This is a genomic window from Macellibacteroides sp. (assembly GCF_050251695.1).
In the GTDB taxonomy this organism is placed as follows: Bacteria; Bacteroidota; Bacteroidia; order Bacteroidales; family Tannerellaceae; genus Macellibacteroides; species Macellibacteroides fermentans.
Map to the genome: position 1 here is coordinate 1 of NZ_JBFWMI010000034.1, position 19238 is coordinate 19238.

The 19238-nt window shown below is 40.8% G+C and carries 18 protein-coding genes; 10 read left to right on the forward strand and 8 right to left on the reverse strand.

Going from position 1 to position 19238, the window contains the following annotated elements:
• Window positions 1-278 (forward strand): thioredoxin (gene trxA, locus AB7E53_RS06925; protein ID WP_446774884.1); only part of this gene is annotated, 278 nt, incomplete at its 5' end.
• A 10-nt stretch (window positions 279-288) separates the two neighbouring features.
• Here the strand turns inward: trxA and mnmD are convergent.
• Window positions 289-900 carry a tRNA (5-methylaminomethyl-2-thiouridine)(34)-methyltransferase MnmD gene (mnmD, locus tag AB7E53_RS06930; RefSeq protein WP_446774905.1) on the reverse strand — a complete coding sequence of 204 codons (612 nt, stop codon included), beginning with the start codon at window positions 898-900 and terminating at the stop codon, window positions 289-291.
• 228 nt (window positions 901-1128) lie between these two features.
• Here mnmD and AB7E53_RS06935 point away from each other — a divergent pair, with 228 nt between their 5' ends.
• On the forward strand, window positions 1129-3519 hold the full coding sequence (locus AB7E53_RS06935) for a TonB-dependent receptor (protein WP_446774907.1): 2391 nt from the start codon (window positions 1129-1131) through the stop codon (window positions 3517-3519).
• Window positions 3520-3528: 9 nt separating this feature from the next.
• On the opposite strand, the gene AB7E53_RS06940 is transcribed toward AB7E53_RS06935, so the two are convergent.
• A complete protein-coding gene (locus tag AB7E53_RS06940) occupies window positions 3529-3957 on the reverse strand; it encodes a bacteriohemerythrin (protein ID WP_446774886.1) in 429 nt (142 codons plus the stop codon).
• 292 nt (window positions 3958-4249) lie between these two features.
• On the opposite strand from AB7E53_RS06940, the gene AB7E53_RS06945 reads away from it, so the two are divergent.
• On the forward strand, window positions 4250-4918 hold the full coding sequence (locus AB7E53_RS06945; protein WP_446774909.1) for a phosphatase PAP2 family protein: 669 nt from the start codon (window positions 4250-4252) through the stop codon (window positions 4916-4918).
• Between the two features lie 10 nt (window positions 4919-4928).
• Here AB7E53_RS06945 and AB7E53_RS06950 read toward each other — a convergent pair whose 3' ends face one another.
• The gene (locus AB7E53_RS06950) at window positions 4929-6440 is read right to left on the reverse strand and encodes a GH3 auxin-responsive promoter family protein (RefSeq protein ID WP_446773152.1); all 1512 of its coding nucleotides are present in this window, start codon (window positions 6438-6440) and stop codon (window positions 4929-4931) included.
• An 82-nt stretch (window positions 6441-6522) separates the two neighbouring features.
• Here AB7E53_RS06950 and AB7E53_RS06955 point away from each other — a divergent pair, with 82 nt between their 5' ends.
• Window positions 6523-7536 (forward strand): ATP-dependent 6-phosphofructokinase, encoded by a 1014-nt coding sequence (locus AB7E53_RS06955; protein ID WP_446774888.1) that lies wholly within the window; start codon window positions 6523-6525, stop codon window positions 7534-7536.
• Window positions 7537-8051: 515 nt separating this feature from the next.
• Here AB7E53_RS06955 and rnc read toward each other — a convergent pair.
• Genes rnc through AB7E53_RS06970 form a run of 3 tightly spaced genes read right to left on the reverse strand, consistent with a single transcriptional unit; the run spans window position 8052 to window position 10455 of the window.
• The gene (gene rnc / locus AB7E53_RS06960) at window positions 8052-8942 is read right to left on the reverse strand and encodes a ribonuclease III (RefSeq protein WP_446774890.1); all 891 of its coding nucleotides are present in this window, start codon (window positions 8940-8942) and stop codon (window positions 8052-8054) included.
• Between the two features lies 1 nt (window position 8943).
• Window positions 8944-10200 carry a beta-ketoacyl-ACP synthase II gene (fabF, locus tag AB7E53_RS06965; RefSeq protein WP_079682214.1) on the reverse strand — a complete coding sequence of 419 codons (1257 nt, stop codon included), beginning with the start codon at window positions 10198-10200 and terminating at the stop codon, window positions 8944-8946.
• Window positions 10201-10218: 18 nt separating this feature from the next.
• Window positions 10219-10455 carry an acyl carrier protein gene (locus AB7E53_RS06970; RefSeq protein ID WP_009860668.1) on the reverse strand — a complete coding sequence of 79 codons (237 nt, stop codon included), beginning with the start codon at window positions 10453-10455 and terminating at the stop codon, window positions 10219-10221.
• 153 nt (window positions 10456-10608) lie between these two features.
• On the opposite strand from AB7E53_RS06970, the gene purN reads away from it, so the two are divergent.
• Window positions 10609-11175: a phosphoribosylglycinamide formyltransferase gene (purN, locus tag AB7E53_RS06975; RefSeq protein WP_079682215.1), complete on the forward strand. Its 567-nt coding sequence runs from the start codon at window positions 10609-10611 to the stop codon at window positions 11173-11175.
• On the opposite strand, the gene pdxB is transcribed toward purN, so the two are convergent.
• On the reverse strand, window positions 11165-12271 hold the full coding sequence (gene pdxB / locus AB7E53_RS06980) for a 4-phosphoerythronate dehydrogenase PdxB (RefSeq protein WP_079682216.1): 1107 nt from the start codon (window positions 12269-12271) through the stop codon (window positions 11165-11167). The two genes, purN and pdxB, sit on opposite strands and share 11 nt — an antisense overlap.
• A gap of 220 nt (window positions 12272-12491) precedes the next feature.
• Between pdxB and AB7E53_RS06985 the strand changes: the two genes are divergently transcribed.
• Together AB7E53_RS06985 and AB7E53_RS06990 are read left to right on the forward strand one after the other, a co-directional pair.
• The gene (locus tag AB7E53_RS06985) at window positions 12492-13208 is read left to right on the forward strand and encodes a glycosyltransferase family 2 protein (RefSeq protein WP_446774892.1); all 717 of its coding nucleotides are present in this window, start codon (window positions 12492-12494) and stop codon (window positions 13206-13208) included.
• A 13-nt stretch (window positions 13209-13221) separates the two neighbouring features.
• The gene (locus tag AB7E53_RS06990; protein WP_446774894.1) at window positions 13222-14688 is read left to right on the forward strand and encodes a glycosyltransferase; all 1467 of its coding nucleotides are present in this window, start codon (window positions 13222-13224) and stop codon (window positions 14686-14688) included.
• Window positions 14689-14699: 11 nt separating this feature from the next.
• Here the strand turns inward: AB7E53_RS06990 and AB7E53_RS06995 are convergent, their stop codons facing one another.
• Window positions 14700-15332 (reverse strand): ribonuclease H1 domain-containing protein, encoded by a 633-nt coding sequence (locus tag AB7E53_RS06995; RefSeq protein WP_179399974.1) that lies wholly within the window; start codon window positions 15330-15332, stop codon window positions 14700-14702.
• A gap of 202 nt (window positions 15333-15534) precedes the next feature.
• Here AB7E53_RS06995 and AB7E53_RS07000 point away from each other — a divergent pair, with 202 nt between their 5' ends.
• The 3 genes from AB7E53_RS07000 to AB7E53_RS07010 all read left to right on the forward strand — a co-directional run bounded on the left by AB7E53_RS07000 (window position 15535) and on the right by AB7E53_RS07010 (window position 19237).
• Window positions 15535-16077, forward strand: a complete 543-nt coding sequence (locus AB7E53_RS07000) for a shikimate kinase (RefSeq protein WP_371689765.1) — start codon at window positions 15535-15537, stop codon at window positions 16075-16077.
• A complete protein-coding gene (locus AB7E53_RS07005; RefSeq protein WP_446774896.1) occupies window positions 16058-17269 on the forward strand; it encodes an alanine dehydrogenase in 1212 nt (403 codons plus the stop codon). The genes AB7E53_RS07000 and AB7E53_RS07005 overlap by 20 nt, the downstream gene beginning before the upstream one ends.
• 114 nt (window positions 17270-17383) lie before the next feature.
• Complete coding sequence (locus tag AB7E53_RS07010; RefSeq protein WP_446774898.1) at window positions 17384-19237, forward strand: 2-oxoacid:acceptor oxidoreductase subunit alpha; 1854 nt, start codon at window positions 17384-17386, stop codon at window positions 19235-19237.
• The last annotated feature ends 1 nt before the right edge of the window (window position 19238 follow it).

The following is a 19238-nucleotide window of genomic DNA, read 5'->3' on the forward strand; positions in this document are numbered from 1 at the left end:
TGGTAAACTCTGGTAAGCCCATGGTTCTGGACTTTTGGGCAGAATGGTGTGGTCCTTGCCGCATGGTTGGTCCAATTGTTGACGAACTGGCTACAGAATATGAAGGTAAAGTGATTATTGGCAAGATTGATGTGGATAACAACGACGATGTAGTATCGCAATTTGGTATCCGCAACATTCCTACAATTCTTTTCTTTAAAGATGGAGTGGTGGTTGACAAGCAGGTTGGAGCAGCGCCTAAAGCAACTTTTGTTGCCAAAATTGACGCGCTGCTGTAAGCCAAAGATATTACAATTTTGTAGCGCGAAGCATTTCACGCTTCCCAGGGGGTCCGGGTATTCTTTCAACAGAAAATCCGGACTCTTTCATTGTACGGCGTACCACTCCTTTGGCACAATAGGTTGTAAGTATACCTCCCTCATTCATGCGGAAATACAATTTATTGAATAGTTCCTGATTCCACATTTCGGGTTGTTTATCCGGAGCGAAAGCATCAAAATATACAAGGTCGATCTCTTCGGGAAGCTCTGCCTGGTTGCAGTCTCCTTTGATTTTGTGCAGCGTAAAATTGGGTGTGACCGATGCCGCCTGGTTCCATGGAGCTTCATGAAGTGCCATAAACAGGTCTTCTTCCCCGGCACACAACACTTTTCCGTAATTAAGATTTTGGACCAACGCGATATCCAGCGGATAAAGCTCCATCGAATAATAGGTAATATGCCGATCGGATTGCCTACTATACAGAAGCGTAAGTAAAGCATTAAGACCTGTTCCGAACCCAATTTCCAATACCCTTATCTCCTTTTTGGGTAACTGGTGGAGACCGGCTTCAATAAATACATGTTCCGACTCTTGAATAGCTCCGTTCACAGAATGATAATGCTCGTCCATATCGGGCATGTACAACGTATGACTGCCATCCGATGTAACCTGCAACTCCCTTTTCAACCCGTCGGAAACCGGTTCTATGTTTACGGAATGGCTCAAATGCTGAAATGTATTCTTTTCTTTCAAGATATATTGAAAATTATTCTGTTTCTTTGGACAAAAGTACATCTTTCTTTGTTACATAAGGTATATTACAGATCTGAATAGATTCCAAAAAATAAAACTATGAAATATCAGCGCATGAATCTGAGGACTTACGCACTACTTATCCTGTTTTTTTTAATTTCCGTTGTTCAGTTAACGGCACAGCAAACGTATTCGATCAAGGGTGTTGTGAAAGATAATCTAAGCGGAGAACCATTGCCTTTTGTGAACGTAATTATCTGGAATTCATTAAATGGATCGGTCACCGCTGAAGACGGATCCTTTACCATACAGGGAGTTTCGCCGGGAAGTTACCGGCTTCAGGCCTCGTTTATCGGATATAAGCCTTTTGTAACGGCCGAATTCCGCGTTGTAAAATCGGATGTCTTTGTAGGCATCGAAATGGAAGAATCGAGTCAGAATCTGCAAGAGGTCAACGTCGTGGCTACCCCCTTTAGAAAAACAGCCGAGAGTCCTCTTGGATTGCGAGTGATAGGATTTAAGGAGATTGAAAAGAGTGCCGGAGGAAACCGGGATATTTCAAGGGTGGTTCAATCTTTTCCCGGAGTGGCGTCGACAGCTGCTTTTCGTAATGACATCATTGTTCGCGGAGGAGGTCCTTCTGAGAACCGTTTTTTTCTCGACGGGGTGGAGATACCGAATATAAATCACTTCTCTACTCAGGGAGCATCGGGCGGACCGGTTGGGATAATCAACCCCGATTTTATCAGGGAGGTCAACTTTTATGCAGCGGCCTTTCCTGCTGCTCGCGGGAATGCGCTAAGCTCGGTCCTCGATTTTAAATTGCAAGACGGCAATCAGGAAAAATCATCCGCAAGGGCTGTGGTTGGAGCTTCCGAAGTAGCTTTTTCGTCCAACGGTCCTTTAGGGAAAAAAACCACCTATCTTGTTTCCGTTAGACGTTCGTATCTGCAATTTCTGTTTAAGGCGATCGGACTACCGTTTCTTCCTACGTACACAGATGCTCAGTTTAAGATTAAGCATCAGATAGATAAACAAAACGAAATCTCCTTTATCGGACTGGGGGCGTTAGATGACATGAAATTGAATACGGGGATGAAGGATATGTCTGACGAAAACAAATATATTCTTGAATACCTACCCGTTGTAAAACAAAAGACATACACCCTGGGTGCTGTATACAAACATTTTGCCGGACATAACATGTATTCGCTCATTGCCAGCAGCAGCTACATGAATAATAAGAATTTAAAATATAAAGACAATATTGAAGAACCGGAAAGGCTGTCTTTAGACTATAACTCGGGAGAATCCGAGTTCAAATTACGTTCGGAGAATCTCTTTCGGTTGCCCTATGTACAACTTGCTGTAGGCGGAAATGTTGAATATATAAAATACACCAATGAGTCGTATCAGAAAATATTTACCGACCGGCCATTTATTCAGGAATACAATACTTCGCTGGGGCTGACGAAGTGGGGGTTATTTGCAACCGCAACGTACGAAAGTTACAACGAACGATTTACGGCTTCGCTAGGATTGCGAACAGACGCAAACAACTACAGTACGAAAATGAATAATATGGTTGATCAGCTGTCGCCCCGCTTATCCCTATCCTATCGGTTTTACAAAGATTTTTACGTGAATGGAAACATAGGCCGTTTTTTTGAACTGCCTGCCTACACCTCTATGGGATTCAAAGATAATCAGGGAGAGTACATCAATAAAGTCAACGGACTGCAATATATAAGAAGCGACCAGGCCGGCATCGGCTTGGAGTTCAGACCAAAATCGTACCTTAAATTTACAGCAGAAGGCTTTTATAAACATTACGATCGTTACCCGATGTCGCTTACAGACTCTATTCCGCTGGCATCCAAAGGAGCCGACTATGGTGTATTGGGAAATGAAGCGGTTCAATCTATCGCCACGGGAAGAGCCTATGGTCTTGAACTGATGGGACGCTGGTATAATTACAAAGGGTTGACTTTTATTGCCTCCTATACATTGGTTCGCAGTGAGTTTAAGGACGGGCGGAATACGAACAGATACCTTCCTTCCAGCTGGGATAATAAGCATCTGTTTACATTCAGCGGAACCTATTCGCTGCCTCGAAACTGGGATATCGGAGCCAAGTTCCGCTATGTAGGCGGGGCACCCTATACCCCTTACGATCTGGAAAAAAGCAGCTTAGTTGAAGCCTGGGATGCCAAAGGCAACCTGTATTACGACTACAGCCGCTTTAATAGTGGGCGACTCAAGTCGTTTACACAGCTTGACATCCGTATTGATAAATCGTATTCGTTCAAGAAATGGATGCTGGGTTTATACCTTGATATCCAAAATGCCTGGAACAGCACCTATAATCAGCCGGACGTATATATCAAGACCGGGAAAATAATGAATCCGGAAGCTCCGATTTCCCAACAACGTTATGAACTTAAACCTGTAAAAAGAACATCAGGCACGTTGTTGCCCAGCATTGGTATTATGATTGATTTCTAAAAGAATCTATTATTGTATACCCAGGGTATCCTTAATACTATCAGCGTATTCAGCATCGGTTCCACTGATATGGATTAACAACCATTTTCTCATAAACGAGATCATTTCATTCAGGAGTTCCTCATTGTTATTATAATAACTATGATGGAACTCTTCCACTTTCTTCCTGAACAGCTCATGCTCCATGACATGTAAGTCAATATTGGGTGACTGAGATTTCACCATAAGATCTTCTTCTGTCTGGAAATGGTAGATAACATAGTTTTGAAGTTCATTGATTAAAGAATGCATCTCAGATTTTTCCTGCTTTTGATTAAGAGTCACCAGGTTATCTAATATTACAAAAAAATTTTTATGCTGATTATCTATCATCGGTATACCTAGTAAATAACTGTCGTTCCAATTGGTAGTCTCGGGATTGTATTTTGTTTTCGTCATCTTTCTTTCTATATTAAATTAATATCAAACAGCCTTTCAATAACAAGGCGTAAAAAGTATTGCCAAAGATAGTTTAAATATTTATTTACCTTTTGAAATTGTATCAGTTAATGGGATTTTGTTTCTTTGTACAAACATTTAAAAAATAAATTCATTGGCCGGTATATACATACATCGAACGAATCGATTCATTATCATATTACTTTGTATTACATTATGCATTGTTTCATCATCACATGCGCAAGTGTATGAAAAGAAACCAACGGCTGATTCTTTGTCCCTCAATGATTCATTGCCCGTTACAAAAACAACGTATGGTAAAGTTCCCCTAAAGCAGTTTGTTTTACCTGCAACCTTGATTGCGGTTGGTGCTTTTGGCTCTTCTGTAGACGGAATGCGCGATTTTCATTTAATCTCCAGGAAAGATTCCGTTTCACAAATTCGCATAGATGATTATCTTGAATGGGGAATGTTGGGTTGGGTATTTATGTGTGATATGGTAGGTAAGGAAAAACATAGTCTGGCTGATCAATTTGTTTTACTTGCAATGGCAGAGGGAATAAACGCAGCAGCTGTTCACGGCTTAAAAAACAACATTGAAACAACCCGCCCCGACGGACGGCCCTACTCTTTCCCCTCCGGCCATACAGCAAATGCATTTCTGGGTGCACATATGGCTTATAAAGAATTTAAAGACAGCTCTCCGGTATTGGCCTATTCCGGTTATGCCATTGCGGGATTTGTAGCTGCATCGAGGGTATACAATAACCGTCATTGGTTGGCCGATGTGGCTGCAGGTGCAGGAATCGGTATCTTGTCTGTCGAATTATCTTACTTAATCTACTTCCCAATAAAGAACCTCATAATCCGGAAGAGCGGGAATAAAACGGCAAACAACCTGTTTCTAGCCCCCTCTATTCAGAGAGAAGGGGGCGGTTTTTATCTTTCGTACCGGTTCTAGTGGCGAATACTTATTTATTTAATTCCAGAAGCTCCTCAATATAGGTTCTTTGATTGCTGAGCCGGGGTATTTTATGCTGTCCACCCAATTTCCCTTTTTCTTTCAACCATTCATAAAATACACCCTCACGCGCCTGAATAATCTCGGGAGATAGCAAAGACATCCCTCTGTAACGCTTCGCTTCATAGTCCGAATTCAGTTTCTGAAGGGTATCATCCAGTATTTTTGTAAATTCATCCAGGGATTCCGGTGCATGCTCAAATTCGATAAACCATTGGTGCCTACCGTGACCAGCATTAAGCATAAATAACGGTGCGGCTGTATATTCTTTTACTTTGGCCCCCGTAAGCTCGCAGGCTCTGGCTAAGCCTTTGTCGGCATTATCAACCATCAATTCTTCGCCAAATGCATTGATAAAATGCTTCGTACGGCCTGTAATAATGAATTTATAAGGATTCCGGGATGTAAAACGAATCGTGTCTCCAATCATATACCTCCATAAACCACCACAGGTAGTAATTATCAGGGCATAGTTTGTATCTGTTTGTACATCCTCTAGCGGTATAACCGTAGGATTTTCCTTTTCGATCTCGCTCATCGGTATAAATTCGTAGAAAATACCATAGTCTAATGTGAGCAACATGGCCGGATCGGACAAGTCTCCCTGTATGCCGAAAAATCCCTCAGACGCATTGTAGGTCTCCACATAATGCATCTTATCCGAAGGGATTAATGCCTTGTATTGAGCGCGATAGGGACTAAAACTGATTCCTCCATGGAAAAAAACCTCCAGGTTGGGCCATACGTCGGAAAGGGTTTCAGCTCCGGTACGTTCCAGAATTGCCTTAATGAGCACCAACATCCAGGACGGTACTCCGGAAATGCTATTTACATCCTTATTCCAGGTATAGTCTACGATCGCTTTAATTTTACTTTCCCATTCGTCCATAAGGATAATCCGCTTGGGGGGTACCCTCACCAAATTCACCAGCGGATTTAATTGTTGCAGGAGAACAGCCGACAGGTCTCCGCAATGGGCATGCTGATTCAACGCGACAGGCTTGTGACTGCCTCCAAGAATCAACCCTTTTCTGCTGAAAAAATTACTGGATGGATTGTTTCCAAGATATAGAGCTACAGCATCGAAACCTCCTTTATAATGACACTTCCATAAAATTTCTTTCGACACCGGGAGGAATTTACTTTTATCGTTGGTGGTGCCGCTCGATTTGGCAAACCACTTTACAGCAGTTGGCCAGATAAGTCCCTGTTCTCCCTGAAGCATTCTTTCTACATAAGGCTTAATATCATCATATTGTTGTATCGGTATACGCTGTTGAAATGTTTCGTATGTACGGATACTTTTATAATCGTATTTTTTACCCCACTCTGTATTCCTGGCGCTCTCAATAAGATTAGATAGCTGTCTTTGCTGCACAGCATCGGCGCACATTACGTGCGATTCGATCTGTTTTAATCTGTAACGAAAGAAGGGTAAAACCGCTTTAGTTAAAAAATCCATGCTTTTTCATATTGTGTTCTTTGCAAATTTAAGTATTCTCTTTTTATTTATACCTTTGCTAAGTACTTAAATGAGTAAAACAATGAAAATAGGGATACTTTCTTCCGGAGGAGACTGCCCCGGTATCAACGCAACCATTCGTGGAGTGGGGAAAACGGCCTTAATGCATTATGGTATGGAGGTGATTGGCATTCACAGTGGATTTGTAGGATTACTCAATAAAGATATCGAAGTTTTTAACGAACGTAGTCTTTCCGGCATACTCAACCTGGGGGGGACCATTCTGGGCACTTCCCGCGAGAAACCTTTCCGCAAATTACTGGCATCCGGAGATACCGAGAAACCTCATATCATAAAGGAAAACTACGAGTCCCTCGGCCTGGACTGCCTGGTTTGTATCGGCGGAAACGGAACTCAGAAAACGGCCAATCTTCTTTCTCAGCTAGGACTTAATATTATCGGTGTTCCTAAAACGATCGACAATGATATTTGGGGTACAGATATAACCTTTGGATTTGATACGGCAGTAAACATTGCCACCGAAGCCATAGACAGATTACATAGCACAGCCAGTTCGCATAAACGTGTGATGGTTGTAGAAGTGATGGGACATCATGCGGGGTGGATTGCATTGTATGCAGGTATGGCAGGAGGGGCCGACGTAATTTTACTGCCGGAGCTTGGTTACGATATTCGCAAGGTGAATGAAGTAATTCTGGATCGTGCACATCGTGGAAAGCCCTATTCTATTGTTGTCGTTGCCGAAGGTGTCTCTTCGCCCGGCAAGACAAGGCCAGCCGACTATATTACAAGAGCGATTGAAGAAACAACTGGTATCGAAACTCGTGAAACGGTATTAGGATACATTCAACGTGGAGGTAACCCCTCTCCCTACGACCGCAACCTGGCTACCCGGTTAGGAGGCCATGCAACGGAATTAATTTCTAAAGGAGAATTTGGCCGGATGGTTTGTATGTGCGGGAATAACGTAACTTCAACTCCGCTAAGTGATGTTGCCGGAAAACTAAAACTGGTTACCGAAGAGCACGAACTGATTGTACAGGGATTACGGATGGGGATAAGTTTTGGTCATTAACAAGCAATCCTATTCACGAACAGTAAGTGAACTAATTATTATTCGAAGACTTTTAGATCTTTGCCTTAAGGGAAGTATTTGTTTAACAAATGGACACTTTGCATTCAACAGCTGTTAAACGCAAGGTATACAACTGTTGACTTTGCGTTTAACAGCTGTCAAACGAATAGTTGCCTTATGTATTGTGATTAGTTTCCTTAACCTTTGCAACTACTACTAAACTTAACAGCAATCACTTTCTGACGGATTAAACTGAAAACGTAGACGGATCAACAATCATGATACTGAAATAATGGACACCATCCCAAAGTCCGTCCTACAAAGGTTGCAGAGGAGAAACCGTTTTGGACATATAAGGGCCCTGATTCCATTGATGACAGATGACAGATACATTGGATCTGTCACAAGCCATCTATCATTACAAGAACCCTTATTTGGAAAGGGATCTGAGCTGTTTTATGACAGATGACAGATTAAAATGACGTTTATTCGTTCCGGATAAGAACGGGGCTGGTTTATTCTTCGGAAAGCAGTTTCTCCAACTGCTGATCATCCATATTTTTGGTAGAATCAACTGTTTCAGGTTGTTGTTCTTTGCCATTGGCTTCGTCTGAGACGGTTGTATCAGGGTCGGATGATTTTTTCAAGTTTGCGATGATCTCTTGTGTTGCAGGATCTTTGCGAATCTTCTTTATAGCCATTTTTGAAGCATTTTGCTGAGCCTCTTTTTTTGAAAAGCCTATTCCGATTCCTAACTGTGTTTCTCCCAACATAACAGCGTACTGGAAAATAGGATTACTTTCCTCATCCGTAAAAGATTCTACAAGATTGAAAGAAATATCCAACTTCGTTTTCTGACTCCATTCAATTAAAGCCGATTTGAAGTTAACCTCTTTACGGGCAAGTTTATCAATATTGATATATTTACCAATAATTACGGTAGAAACAAACTTATGACATACTTTATAGCCCTGATCCAAATAGATGGCTCCAATCAAAGCTTCCAGTACATTACCATAAATATCATTTCCATGTGTGTGCATCTTTTTGGCACAAACAATGTGTTTATCGAGGCCTAATTCCATAGCAACCCGGTTCAGCGTTTCACGTTGAACAATCTTGGAGCGGGTATTGGTAAGAAAACCTTCGCGCTTATTTTGAAATTTGATGTAAAGAATATCGGCTATTACGGAGCTAAGAATGGCATCACCAAGGAATTCCAACCGTTCGTTATTTCTCCAGGGTTGGTCAATGATACCTTCTGCAATAGCAGATTTGTGGATAAAAGCCTGTTGGTAAAGGTCAGGTTTATCGGGGTAAAAACCAAGTATCTTATATAAAGAAGAATAAGGCTCCTTGTTTTTATACAGGAGGAGCCTTATTTTTTTGTATAATTCTTTCAACACGTTATTTCACAAATTTTTTAACAATCATGCTCGCATTGTGACCTCCAAAACCAAATGTATTGGAAAGTGCTGCATTGATTTCTCTTTTCTGTGCTTTGTTGAACGTATAGTTCAATGTGTAATCTATTTCCGGATCTTCATCTCCCTCTGCAAAATTAATTGTAGGAGGAACAATGCCTTCTTTAATAGCTAGGATACAAGCTGCTGCTTCCAAAGCACCAGTTGCTCCTAAAAGATGCCCGGTCATTGACTTGGTAGAACTTATATTAAGTTTTTTAGCATGTTCGCCAAAAACTTCCTTAATAGCTTTAACTTCAGAAATATCTCCAACAGGAGTAGAAGTTCCATGAACATTGATATAGTCAATGTCTTCCGGGTTCATTTCAGCATCTTCCAATGCATTACGCATCACCAACTTAGCACCTAGACCGTCAGGATGAGTCGCTGTAAGATGATATGCATCCGCAGACATTCCTGTACCAGCAACTTCACAGTAGATTTTAGCTCCTCTTGCAAGGGCATGCTCCATTTCTTCCAATACCAAACACGCGGCACCTTCTCCCATAACAAATCCATCTCGGCTTGCACTAAAAGGACGCGAAGCGGTTTCTGGAGAATCGTTTCTGGTAGAGATTGCATTCATGGATGAAAATCCACCAACCCCTGCACTTGTAATGGAAGCTTCTGCACCTCCGGTTACAATGGCATTAGCCTTTCCTAACCGGATGTAATTAAAAGCATCTGCAATTGCATTGGTTGAAGAAGCACAAGCAGAGACAACCGCAAAGTTAGGCCCTCTAAATCCGTATTTCATCGAAATATGACCAGACGCGATGTCTGCAATCATTTTCGGAATGAAAAAAGGATTAAAACGCGGACCACGTTCAGCATCGTAATTCTCAACCTCTTCTTGAAAAGTAGTTATGCCTCCAATACCTGAAGAGAAAATAACACCGACTTTGTTCAAATCAAGTTTTTCTATCTCCATGCCTGAATCAGCAATTGCTTCATCGGCAGCGATTAACGCAAATTGGGCATAACGATCAAGCTTGCGGGCTTCTTTACGGTCGAAATACTGGGTGGGATCAAAATTCTTTACTTCACAGGCAAACTGTGTCTTGAATTTTGAAGCATCAAAATGAGTAATAGGTCCGGCTCCACTCTTACCGTTAACAAGACCCTCCCATGTTTCTGTGAGGGTCTTGCCAAGCGGTGTTATAGCTCCAAGACCTGTTACTACAACTCTTTTTAATTCCATGCTTTCAACGTAAAAGGATTACTTCGCGTTTGCTTCGATATAAGCAACAGCATCACCAACAGTTGTAATCTTTTCTGCTTGATCATCAGGAATTGAGATACCGAATTCTTTTTCGAACTCCATAATCAATTCTACTGTGTCAAGAGAGTCTGCTCCTAAATCGTTAGTAAAGCTTGCTTCGTTTGTAACTTCTGTTTCTTCAACACTTAACTTATCTACGATAATCGCTTTTACTCTTGATGCAACTTCAGACATAACTTTTTCAATTTAGATTAATTAATACGAATTTACTTTTTAAATTTGCAGTGCAAAGAAAAGAATTTTTTATGTTACAAAACAAATATTATGTACTAAAAATGTGGAAAACTGCACATTTTTTCTTTTCTTGTGCATTAAAACCTAGAATTAATGAAGAGTTTAGCCATTTTTGCCTCCGGTTCAGGAACGAATGCGGAGAATATTATCCGATATTTCTCTAATAGTGAATTTTTTAAAGTCGCTATCGTACTATCCAATAAACAAGGAGCCGGGGTTCACGAACGGGCTAAAAAACTGAATGTTCCCTCAATCTCTTTCTCGAAAGAAGCGTTTGAATCGGGAGAAGCTATTCTTGACATCTTAAAAACATATCAAATTGATTTTATTGTACTTGCGGGCTTCATGTCTAAAATTGCGGATAATTTACTTGCGGCCTATCCGCACAAAATAATAAATATTCATCCGGCTTTACTTCCCAAATTCGGGGGAAAAGGGATGTACGGCATGCATGTTCATCGGGCCGTAATTGCTTCCGGCGAAACAAAATCAGGAATCAGCATCCATTATATTGACGAGCATTATGATGAAGGCCCGATTATATTTCAGGCCGAATGCCCCGTATTTGCGGATGACACCCCCGAGTCGCTATGCGAAAGAATACACCAGCTCGAACATAAATGGTATCCTGAAATAATAGAAAAGGTACTTACCGATTGAACCCTAACAGATCCGACAGAAAGATCTCTTCTTCCTTTATATTTAATAATGTATAGGCTTTGTACTCTCTTGGATGGTTGTAATTATTTCGTAGCGACTCAAAATCATGAGGAGCATTGCGTAACATCCGGTCTACTGTTTCCGGACAAAAGGTTTTCAGCACAGCCTGTTCCATCCGTCGGGAGGTAAATAAATCAAGATCAATTACCGGCTCTTCCGGTAGAGGAGGAACAACTTCTCCAATCTTTTCAATGGGAATACGAAAGAAATTACCGATTGTTTGAAGACAGGCACGTGTTCCGTTAGCTTTTCCATCTGCCGAAAATCCGGCTATATGAGGGGTGGCTATAGAAGCAGCGTCCAACAGCTGTAAATCAATATGGGGTTCATTTTCCCAACAGTCTATGATAAGTTCGGATACAATGCCTTCCCGTTTCGCCCTTAGCAAAGCTGTTGTATCATGCACTGCTCCCCTGCAGGTGTTAATAAACCATGGCTTCTTCTTCACTTCTGCAAAGAACGCCTCGTTTGCCAGATGCTTGGTTGCATGAATGCCAGATACAGTGTAAGGAACATGAAACGTAATTATATCACTTTCTTCGGCAATTGTCTTAAGAGAAACAAAACCGGCTGAACCCTCCTGCTCTTCACGGGGAGGGTCGTTCCGCAGAATATTCATCCCATAGGCTTTGCAAACCCGTTCTACAGCCTTTCCAACATGCCCTACTCCTACAATTCCTAATGTCTTATTTTTCAGATCTATATTATTGCGGATAGATAACGTAATAAGAGATGCCAGCACATATTGAGCAACGGAATCCGCATTGCATCCGGGGGCATTAGCCCAGGCAATACCTGCCTTATCGCAATATGCGGTATCAATATGATCAAAACCAATGGTAGCAGTCGTTATAAGCTTTATACTTGTTCCCTCCAGAATCTGTTGTGTACATTTATCGATACTGCGGATTATAAGTGCATCGGCGTTTTTTATTCTGTCGTGCGTAAACTCTTCAGGCGAAATATAACTAATTTCCGCAAAAGTTTCGGCAATTCCTTGCAGGTAGGGAATTGTATTGTCTGCAATGATTTTCATCCCTTATGTTCTATTTAATCTTCATTTATGAGGCAAAAGTACTTGAAAGAATGCCAATGTCCAAAGATATGATTGGCTCATTAGAAAGTTTTATTACTTTTGCACAGATTTGTAGAAAGATAAGACAATACATGATCGTATAGAGAATAGAGTGAGTTTTTAGGTTCTCTGCTTATCAGACTCTTAGCATGTAAAGAAATGGATTAAAATGGAATATGGTATGAAAAAGATGAATATTATTACTCCTGTAAAGGACTCGATAGAGTTAACTTTGCAGACCATCAAGGCGATTACCGCCTCACAACTATCTGTTCCATTTTCGTACACGGTTTACAATGATTTCAGCACTCCGGAAAACACCGAATTACTTAAAGAAGCTTCCGGAACGTATGGCTTTACGCTTGTCAACATTGCAGATATTACGGATCATCCCTCTCCTAATTATCTTTTAATTTTGCAGATGGCGCAAAAAGAAGCCATTCAAGAAAACGCAGCACTTATTATTGTTGAATCGGATGTAACGGTCGCACCAGACACGCTTCAGAAGTTATTCGACGAGTCGGTCATCCGTAAGGATTGTGGTATTGCCGCAGCTGTAACGGTTGATAGCCAGGGAGCAATCAATTACCCCTATCTATATGCCAAAGGAAAAGAAAACAGCGTATTTTCTACTCGTAAACACGTAAGCTTCTGTTGTTCGCTTTTAAAACCCGATTTTCTTAACAAATATAGTTTTGAAGAACTAAACCCTGAAAAGTCCTGGCACGATGTTACGATTTCTCACAAATCGTTGCAGTTAGGCTTTAACAATTACCTGTTCACTACGTTGCCCGTTTTGCATCAACCCCATAGCAGCAGGCCCTGGAAACAGCTAAAATATACAAATCCGTTAAAATATTACTGGATTAAATGGACGAAAGGTTACGATAAAATTTGACAGGCCGATTGAAATGATTAATAAAACTTTAGTTTCGGTAGTGATTCCTGTCTATAATATGGAAGACTATCTGGAAGAAACGGTCAACTCTGTATTACAGTCGACCTATCCGAATATAGAAATTATATTGATGGACGATGGTTCGTCTGATAAGTCTCCCTTGATTGGCAAAAAATTATCGGAGCAGCACCCATCAATCTTTTTTTACAGCCAAACCAACAAAGGTGTGGCTGCAGCCCGTAACCATGCCATATCGCTTGCCAAGGGTGAATATATCTTTCCTTTGGATTCGGACGACATCTTAGCTAATGAATTTCTTGAAAATGCAGTTAAGGTGCTAGACAACAATCACGATGTTAAAGTAGTTTATGCCAAAGAAATATTTATTGGAGATAAACATGGTGAAAGAGAATTACCCAATTTCTCATTGAAATTACTTGCAAGAAAGAATATGATTCCCAATATGGCATTATATCGAAAATCTGACTGGGAAAGAGTAGGAGGTTATTGCGAAACAATTATCGCAAGAGAAGATTGGGAATTCTGGATTTCAGTACTAAAAGACGGAGGAAGGGTTGTAAAATTACCTTGTATCGGATTATACTATCGAATCCGTCCAAATTCAAAACGGATGACTGATAGAAAACTAAAGAAGCACGTTATTGAAACATTAAATAATCGTCACGCCGATTTTTTCTTAAAAGAGCTAAACGGTCCGTTACGACAGTATCGTAGTTGGTCACGTATGTATAACAGGATGACCAATTTATTCTGTAAGAAGTCGGTCTCTGTGAATCCCGACTTCAAACACCTGACAACCTTCTTAAATTCATTACCTTTTCAGTTCGATAAAATGGGAACTACCATATATAAAGGAAGAAATGAACTTAAAATGTTTGCTGTAGATGGTGATGAATATATTGTTAAGTCCTACAAAAGGCCGATATGGATAAACCGGATAATTTATGGATTTTTAAGGGCATCAAAAGCTCAAAGAGCCTATGACAATGCTTTTAAATTATTAAAAGCAGGTATCAAAACTCCTCTTCCGGTAGCTTATATAGAATACAGCCAAAATTGGTTGTTCGACAAAAGTTACTTTGTAAGTAAAAAATCATTGTGTCCGTTTGAATACCGCGACCTATTCAAGCAAACTTTCCAAAACGAGACAAGTATTCTGAAAGCTATTGCCCGGACCACTGCCATGCTGCATGAAAATGGTTTTTTACACAAAGACTATTCGGGGGGTAATATATTATTTAAAGAAACGGACGGTGAAATTCAGGTGGAAATCATAGACCTGAACAGAATGTCTTTCGGAAAAATAAATATGAGAACAGGATGCAAAAACTTTGAACGTCTAAATGGGAATGAACACATCTACTCTGTTTTAGGAGAAGAATATGCCAACGTGCGTGGATTCGACAAAGAAAAATGCATTCGGCTTATTCTTGAGGCGACAAAAAAACAGAACAAATAACCAGGTAAGACCTATTTTCGTCCAAAATCAGCTGGGATTTCTCCCCATTCCGACGTTTCCCATTTAAGGATGGTCGTTGAGTATTCATTTTCATGAAGCCATTTCTCAGCTCTTTCAATCAGGTTAAAGATAACTTCATTTCGAGGTTCTCTTTCCAATAATGTTTTACATTTCTTTTTTTGGACCCACATAATGGCATTTCTGCTGTCTGAATAAATAGGAAGAGGGCTATTCTTTTGTTTCAAAAAAGCAAGGCCGTGCACCAGAGCCAGGAACTCTCCAATATTGTTTGTTCCCTGTTCATAAGGGCCGATACGAAATAGCTCTTGCTTGGTTGCAGTATATACACCTCTGTACTCCATCAAGCCGGGATTGCCACTGCACGCGGCATCTACTGCAATGCTGTCAAGTATGGGTCTGCCGCCATTTAAAACAGGAAGTTTCTGCATTGTTCGTGTGGCAGAAGCCGGTTTTATGAATTCCTTGAAATCTTTTTCAAAGGCAGCATAAGCCTCTTCTCTCGTTTCGAAAGATTTGTATTTAGCGCCATCCTGACCTTCAACCTGCATCTTACAGGCATTCCAGCTATCATACACTCCGGGATTCAATCCTTTCCAAACTACGTAGAACTTATTTTTTGCCATTATAGATTATTTATCTCTGCAAAGATAGACTATATTTTGGGTTGAAATAAGTCAGATAAAGTTTTTAGCCTTTTTGTTATCTAAAAAACAAGTTGAATTATAATCGTAGGAGTTTTGTGACGCGATCCGTGCAATTATTTTATTCTGGTTGACCGAATTGCTTTATAAAAAACTACATTTGCAAAAAATAGTTCAATTTGGGATGAAACGTATATTTCTTATCGGTTTTATGGGAGCGGGCAAAACGTCTGTAGGTGTGTGTCTTTCAAAAAATATGGGACTCACATTTGTTGACCTGGATCATTACATTGAAAGCAGATACCTAAAATCTGTTCAACAGCTTTTTACAGAAAAAGGTGAGGCCGGCTTCCGGGAAATTGAACAAAAGATGTTACGTGAGGTCGCCACCTTCGAAGATGTTATAATCTCTACCGGAGGAGGGACTCCCTGTTTTTTTGACAATATGGAATATATGAAAGCCCACGGAACGACCGTATATCTAAAGGTTTCGGTTCCGGAATTGACCAATCGGCTGGAATTGTGCAAAGGGACACGTCCGCTGCTTAAAGACAAGAATAAAGAAGAACTCATGGATTACATACGTGAAACATTGCTAAAAAGAAAAAACAATTATGAGCAGGCAGATGTTGTTTTTGAAGCAGAGGCAATGGAGACAGACACGGATGTACTCTCAATAGCTAATGCATTGGAAAAGATATTGTACTATGGATCTGACAGGAGGTAGATGTAGTCAGGGGAAGTATATTCCTCAGGAACTATTAAAGGAGATAAGCAAGATGGGCAATCGGTTGCTTATAGGCATTCCTCGTGAACGAAACGAAGAAGAAAGGCGACTGCCGCTTACACCCGAAGCTGTTGATATGCTTACGGATTGTGGTCATCGTGTAGTTGTTGAAACAAATGCGGGTCTTGGCATAAACTATTCAGACAATCATTTCTCTGAAGCAGGTGCCGAAATAGTTTCAACCCCTCAGGAGGTTTATCAGGCCGATTTAATTTTGAAAATTCTTCCTCCTTTACCAGGCGAAGTTGCTTTAATGAAGCCAAGATCTACGTTGTTCTCCATGGTACAGTTAAATTCGTTTGCTCCCGAAGCATTCGAACTAATGATGAGCAAACGGATCAATGCAATAGGTTATGAGTTGTTGGCCGATGACCAGAACAAATTGCCGGTACTCAATATCATTTCCGAGATTGAGGGTAAAGCTTCAATCTCCATTGCAGCCGAAATGCTAAGTAACGCCCGGGGAGGTAAAGGATTGCTGTTTGGTGGAATTTCGGGAGTACCACCCACTGAAGTTGTCATTGTGGGAGCCGGAATAGCAGGAACTGCTGCCGCCCGTGCAGCTTTAGGAATGGGAGCCATGGTAAAGGTGTTTGATGAAGATATCAACAAATTACGAACCATACAGCAAGTATTGGGTCAGTCGTTGTTTACATCTAATTTTCAACCCAACGTGCTACATAACGCATTCCGATCGGCCGATGTAGTAATAGGCGCTATGCGTTATATAAATTCACGTAAAAGATATGTGATTGCCGAAGAGATGATCAGTTCAATGAAAAAAGGAGCTTTGATTATTGATCTTCGTGTTAACCAAGGAGGGTGTTTCGAAACGACCTGTGGATTAACCCCTTCTGATCCTTCTGTTTTTCAGCAATATGGAATTTTTCATTATTGTAAATCGAATGTCAGCAATTATGTAGCCCGAACCACTGCTATGGGATTCAGTAATATTTTTGTCCCCATGCTATTCTCAATTGGAGATATGGGGTCGGTCCAGGCACTAATAAAGGCTGATATGGGATTTAGAGCTGGGATATATATGTATGCCGGCAAGCCGGTTAATCGCTATGTAGCAAATCATTTTAATCTTTCTTCGGCCGATATTAGTATCTATTTGTCGGCATTTTAGGATTAAAACAGATAAAATTGTAATTTTGTTCACCGTTCAAGGTTTAATTTTTTTACCTTTGCAAGGTGATAATAAACAATGGCAATCAGAGAATAAAAGCTTATATAAATTATTATGGCAGAACAAACGAAAGTTACGACGTTGGAAAAGGTTGTTGTTCGTTTCTCGGGAGACTCGGGAGACGGTATGCAATTAACCGGAACAATCTTTTCAAATCTGTCTGCAATTTTGGGAAATGATATTTCAACATTCCCCGACTTTCCGGCAGAAATACGTGCTCCGCAAGGAACGCTTAGTGGTGTATCAGGGTTTCAGGTTCACCTGGGGTCAAGAAAAATTTATACACCGGGAGACAAAGCGGATGTATTAGTTGCTATGAATCCAGCCGCTTTGAAGGTTAATGTAAAACACATTAAGCCAAATGCAATTGTAATTATTGACACTGATTCATTTTTAAAGAATGATCTTACCAAAGCTCAGTTTGTAACAGAAGACCCATTCGCAGAATTGGGATTAAACAGTGTACAAGTTGTTGCCGTACCTATATCATCCATGGTTAAAGACGGCCTGGCTGAATTTGAACTGGATAACAAATCGGCATTACGCTGCAAAAATATGTTTGCTCTTGGATTGGTTTGTTGGCTGTTTGAGCGGCCCCTTGAAGAGGCAATGCATATGTTACAAAATAAATTTGCAAAAAAACCGGCCATTGTCAAGGCAAATATCAAAGCCCTTACAGATGGTTACAACTACGGTCATAATACACACGCAACTGTTTCTACATACCGTATTGAAAGTACGACTGTTGAACCAGCTTACTATACAGATGTAAATGGAAACAAGGCAACTTCCTATGGTTTGATTGCCGCTGCAGAAAAAGCAGGATTAAGACTTTTCCTAGGCAGTTATCCCATTACTCCGGCAACTGATATCTTACACGAATTGGCTAAACGCAAAGATCTAGGCGTTATCACCGTTCAGGCTGAAGATGAAATTGCAGGTATCTGCACAGCAATCGGTGCAAGCTTTGCAGGTTGCCTGGCGGCCACTTCAACCTCTGGTCCGGGTCTTGCCCTTAAGGGTGAAGCCATCGGATTAGCTGTTATATCTGAAATTCCGCTGGTTGTTATCGATGTACAACGAGGAGGCCCGTCAACCGGGATGCCGACTAAAAGCGAACAAACAGACCTTATGCAGGCTCTATATGGACGTAACGGCGAAAGTCCGGCTGTAGTACTTGCAGCCTCTACTCCAACCGATTGTTTTGATGCCGCATTCTGGGCAGGAAAACTTGCCATAGAGCATATGACACCTGTTATTTTGCTTACCGATTCGTTTATTGCCAATGGATCATCTGCTTGGAAAATTCCAGATTTGGATACTTATCCAGCAATCACTCCGAATTATGTGACTAACTATAAGGAAGAAGCTCCATGGAAACCTTATCGTCGAGATAAAGATTCATTAGTTCGTTATTGGGCTATCCCTGGTATGAATGAGTTTATGCACCGTATCGGTGGTCTGGAAAAAGATTACGAAACAAGTGCTATATCCACCGATCCTGCCAATCACCAGAAAATGGTAAATGTTCGTCAGGCTAAGATTGATAAAATAGCCGATTACATACCCGAGCAGGAAGTTTGCGGAGACAAAGATGCTGATATGCTTGTTATTGGCTGGGGTGGCACCTACGGACACCTGTATGAAGCAATGGAAGATATGCAGGCTGAAGGTAAAAAAGTTGCCATGGCTCACTTTAAATTTATACAACCTCTTCCAAAAAACACGGCAGAGTTGATTAGTCGTTATAAGAAAGTGGTTGTCGTTGAACAAAACAACGGTCAGTTTGCCAATTACTTACGGGGAAAAATTCCTGGATTCAATCCATTCCAGTTTAACCGCGTAAAAGGACAACCCTTTGTTGTTGCTAGATTAGTTGAGGAATTAACGAAAATTTTGGAGGCATAAA

What these genes read in the sequence shown, in the direction of transcription:
- AB7E53_RS06990 (WP_446774894.1), top strand. Translation starts at nt 13,222, where the DNA reads ATGATTAATAAAACTTTAGTTTCGGTAGTGATTCCTGTCTATAATATG.
- AB7E53_RS06995 (WP_179399974.1), bottom strand. Translation starts at nt 15,332, where the DNA reads ATGGCAAAAAATAAGTTCTACGTAGTTTGGAAAGGATTGAATCCCGGA.
- AB7E53_RS06985 (WP_446774892.1), top strand. Translation starts at nt 12,492, where the DNA reads ATGAAAAAGATGAATATTATTACTCCTGTAAAGGACTCGATAGAGTTA.
- purN (WP_079682215.1), top strand. Translation starts at nt 10,609, where the DNA reads ATGAAGAGTTTAGCCATTTTTGCCTCCGGTTCAGGAACGAATGCGGAG.
- AB7E53_RS06970 (WP_009860668.1), bottom strand. Translation starts at nt 10,455, where the DNA reads ATGTCTGAAGTTGCATCAAGAGTAAAAGCGATTATCGTAGATAAGTTA.
- AB7E53_RS07010 (WP_446774898.1), top strand. Translation starts at nt 17,384, where the DNA reads ATGGCAGAACAAACGAAAGTTACGACGTTGGAAAAGGTTGTTGTTCGT.
- AB7E53_RS06935 (WP_446774907.1), top strand. Translation starts at nt 1,129, where the DNA reads ATGAATCTGAGGACTTACGCACTACTTATCCTGTTTTTTTTAATTTCC.
- AB7E53_RS07000 (WP_371689765.1), top strand. Translation starts at nt 15,535, where the DNA reads ATGAAACGTATATTTCTTATCGGTTTTATGGGAGCGGGCAAAACGTCT.
- pdxB (WP_079682216.1), bottom strand. Translation starts at nt 12,271, where the DNA reads ATGAAAATCATTGCAGACAATACAATTCCCTACCTGCAAGGAATTGCC.
- AB7E53_RS06955 (WP_446774888.1), top strand. Translation starts at nt 6,523, where the DNA reads ATGAAAATAGGGATACTTTCTTCCGGAGGAGACTGCCCCGGTATCAAC.
- AB7E53_RS06950 (WP_446773152.1), bottom strand. Translation starts at nt 6,440, where the DNA reads ATGGATTTTTTAACTAAAGCGGTTTTACCCTTCTTTCGTTACAGATTA.
- AB7E53_RS06940 (WP_446774886.1), bottom strand. Translation starts at nt 3,957, where the DNA reads ATGACGAAAACAAAATACAATCCCGAGACTACCAATTGGAACGACAGT.
- AB7E53_RS07005 (WP_446774896.1), top strand. Translation starts at nt 16,058, where the DNA reads ATGGATCTGACAGGAGGTAGATGTAGTCAGGGGAAGTATATTCCTCAG.
- fabF (WP_079682214.1), bottom strand. Translation starts at nt 10,200, where the DNA reads ATGGAATTAAAAAGAGTTGTAGTAACAGGTCTTGGAGCTATAACACCG.
- mnmD (WP_446774905.1), bottom strand. Translation starts at nt 900, where the DNA reads ATGCCCGATATGGACGAGCATTATCATTCTGTGAACGGAGCTATTCAA.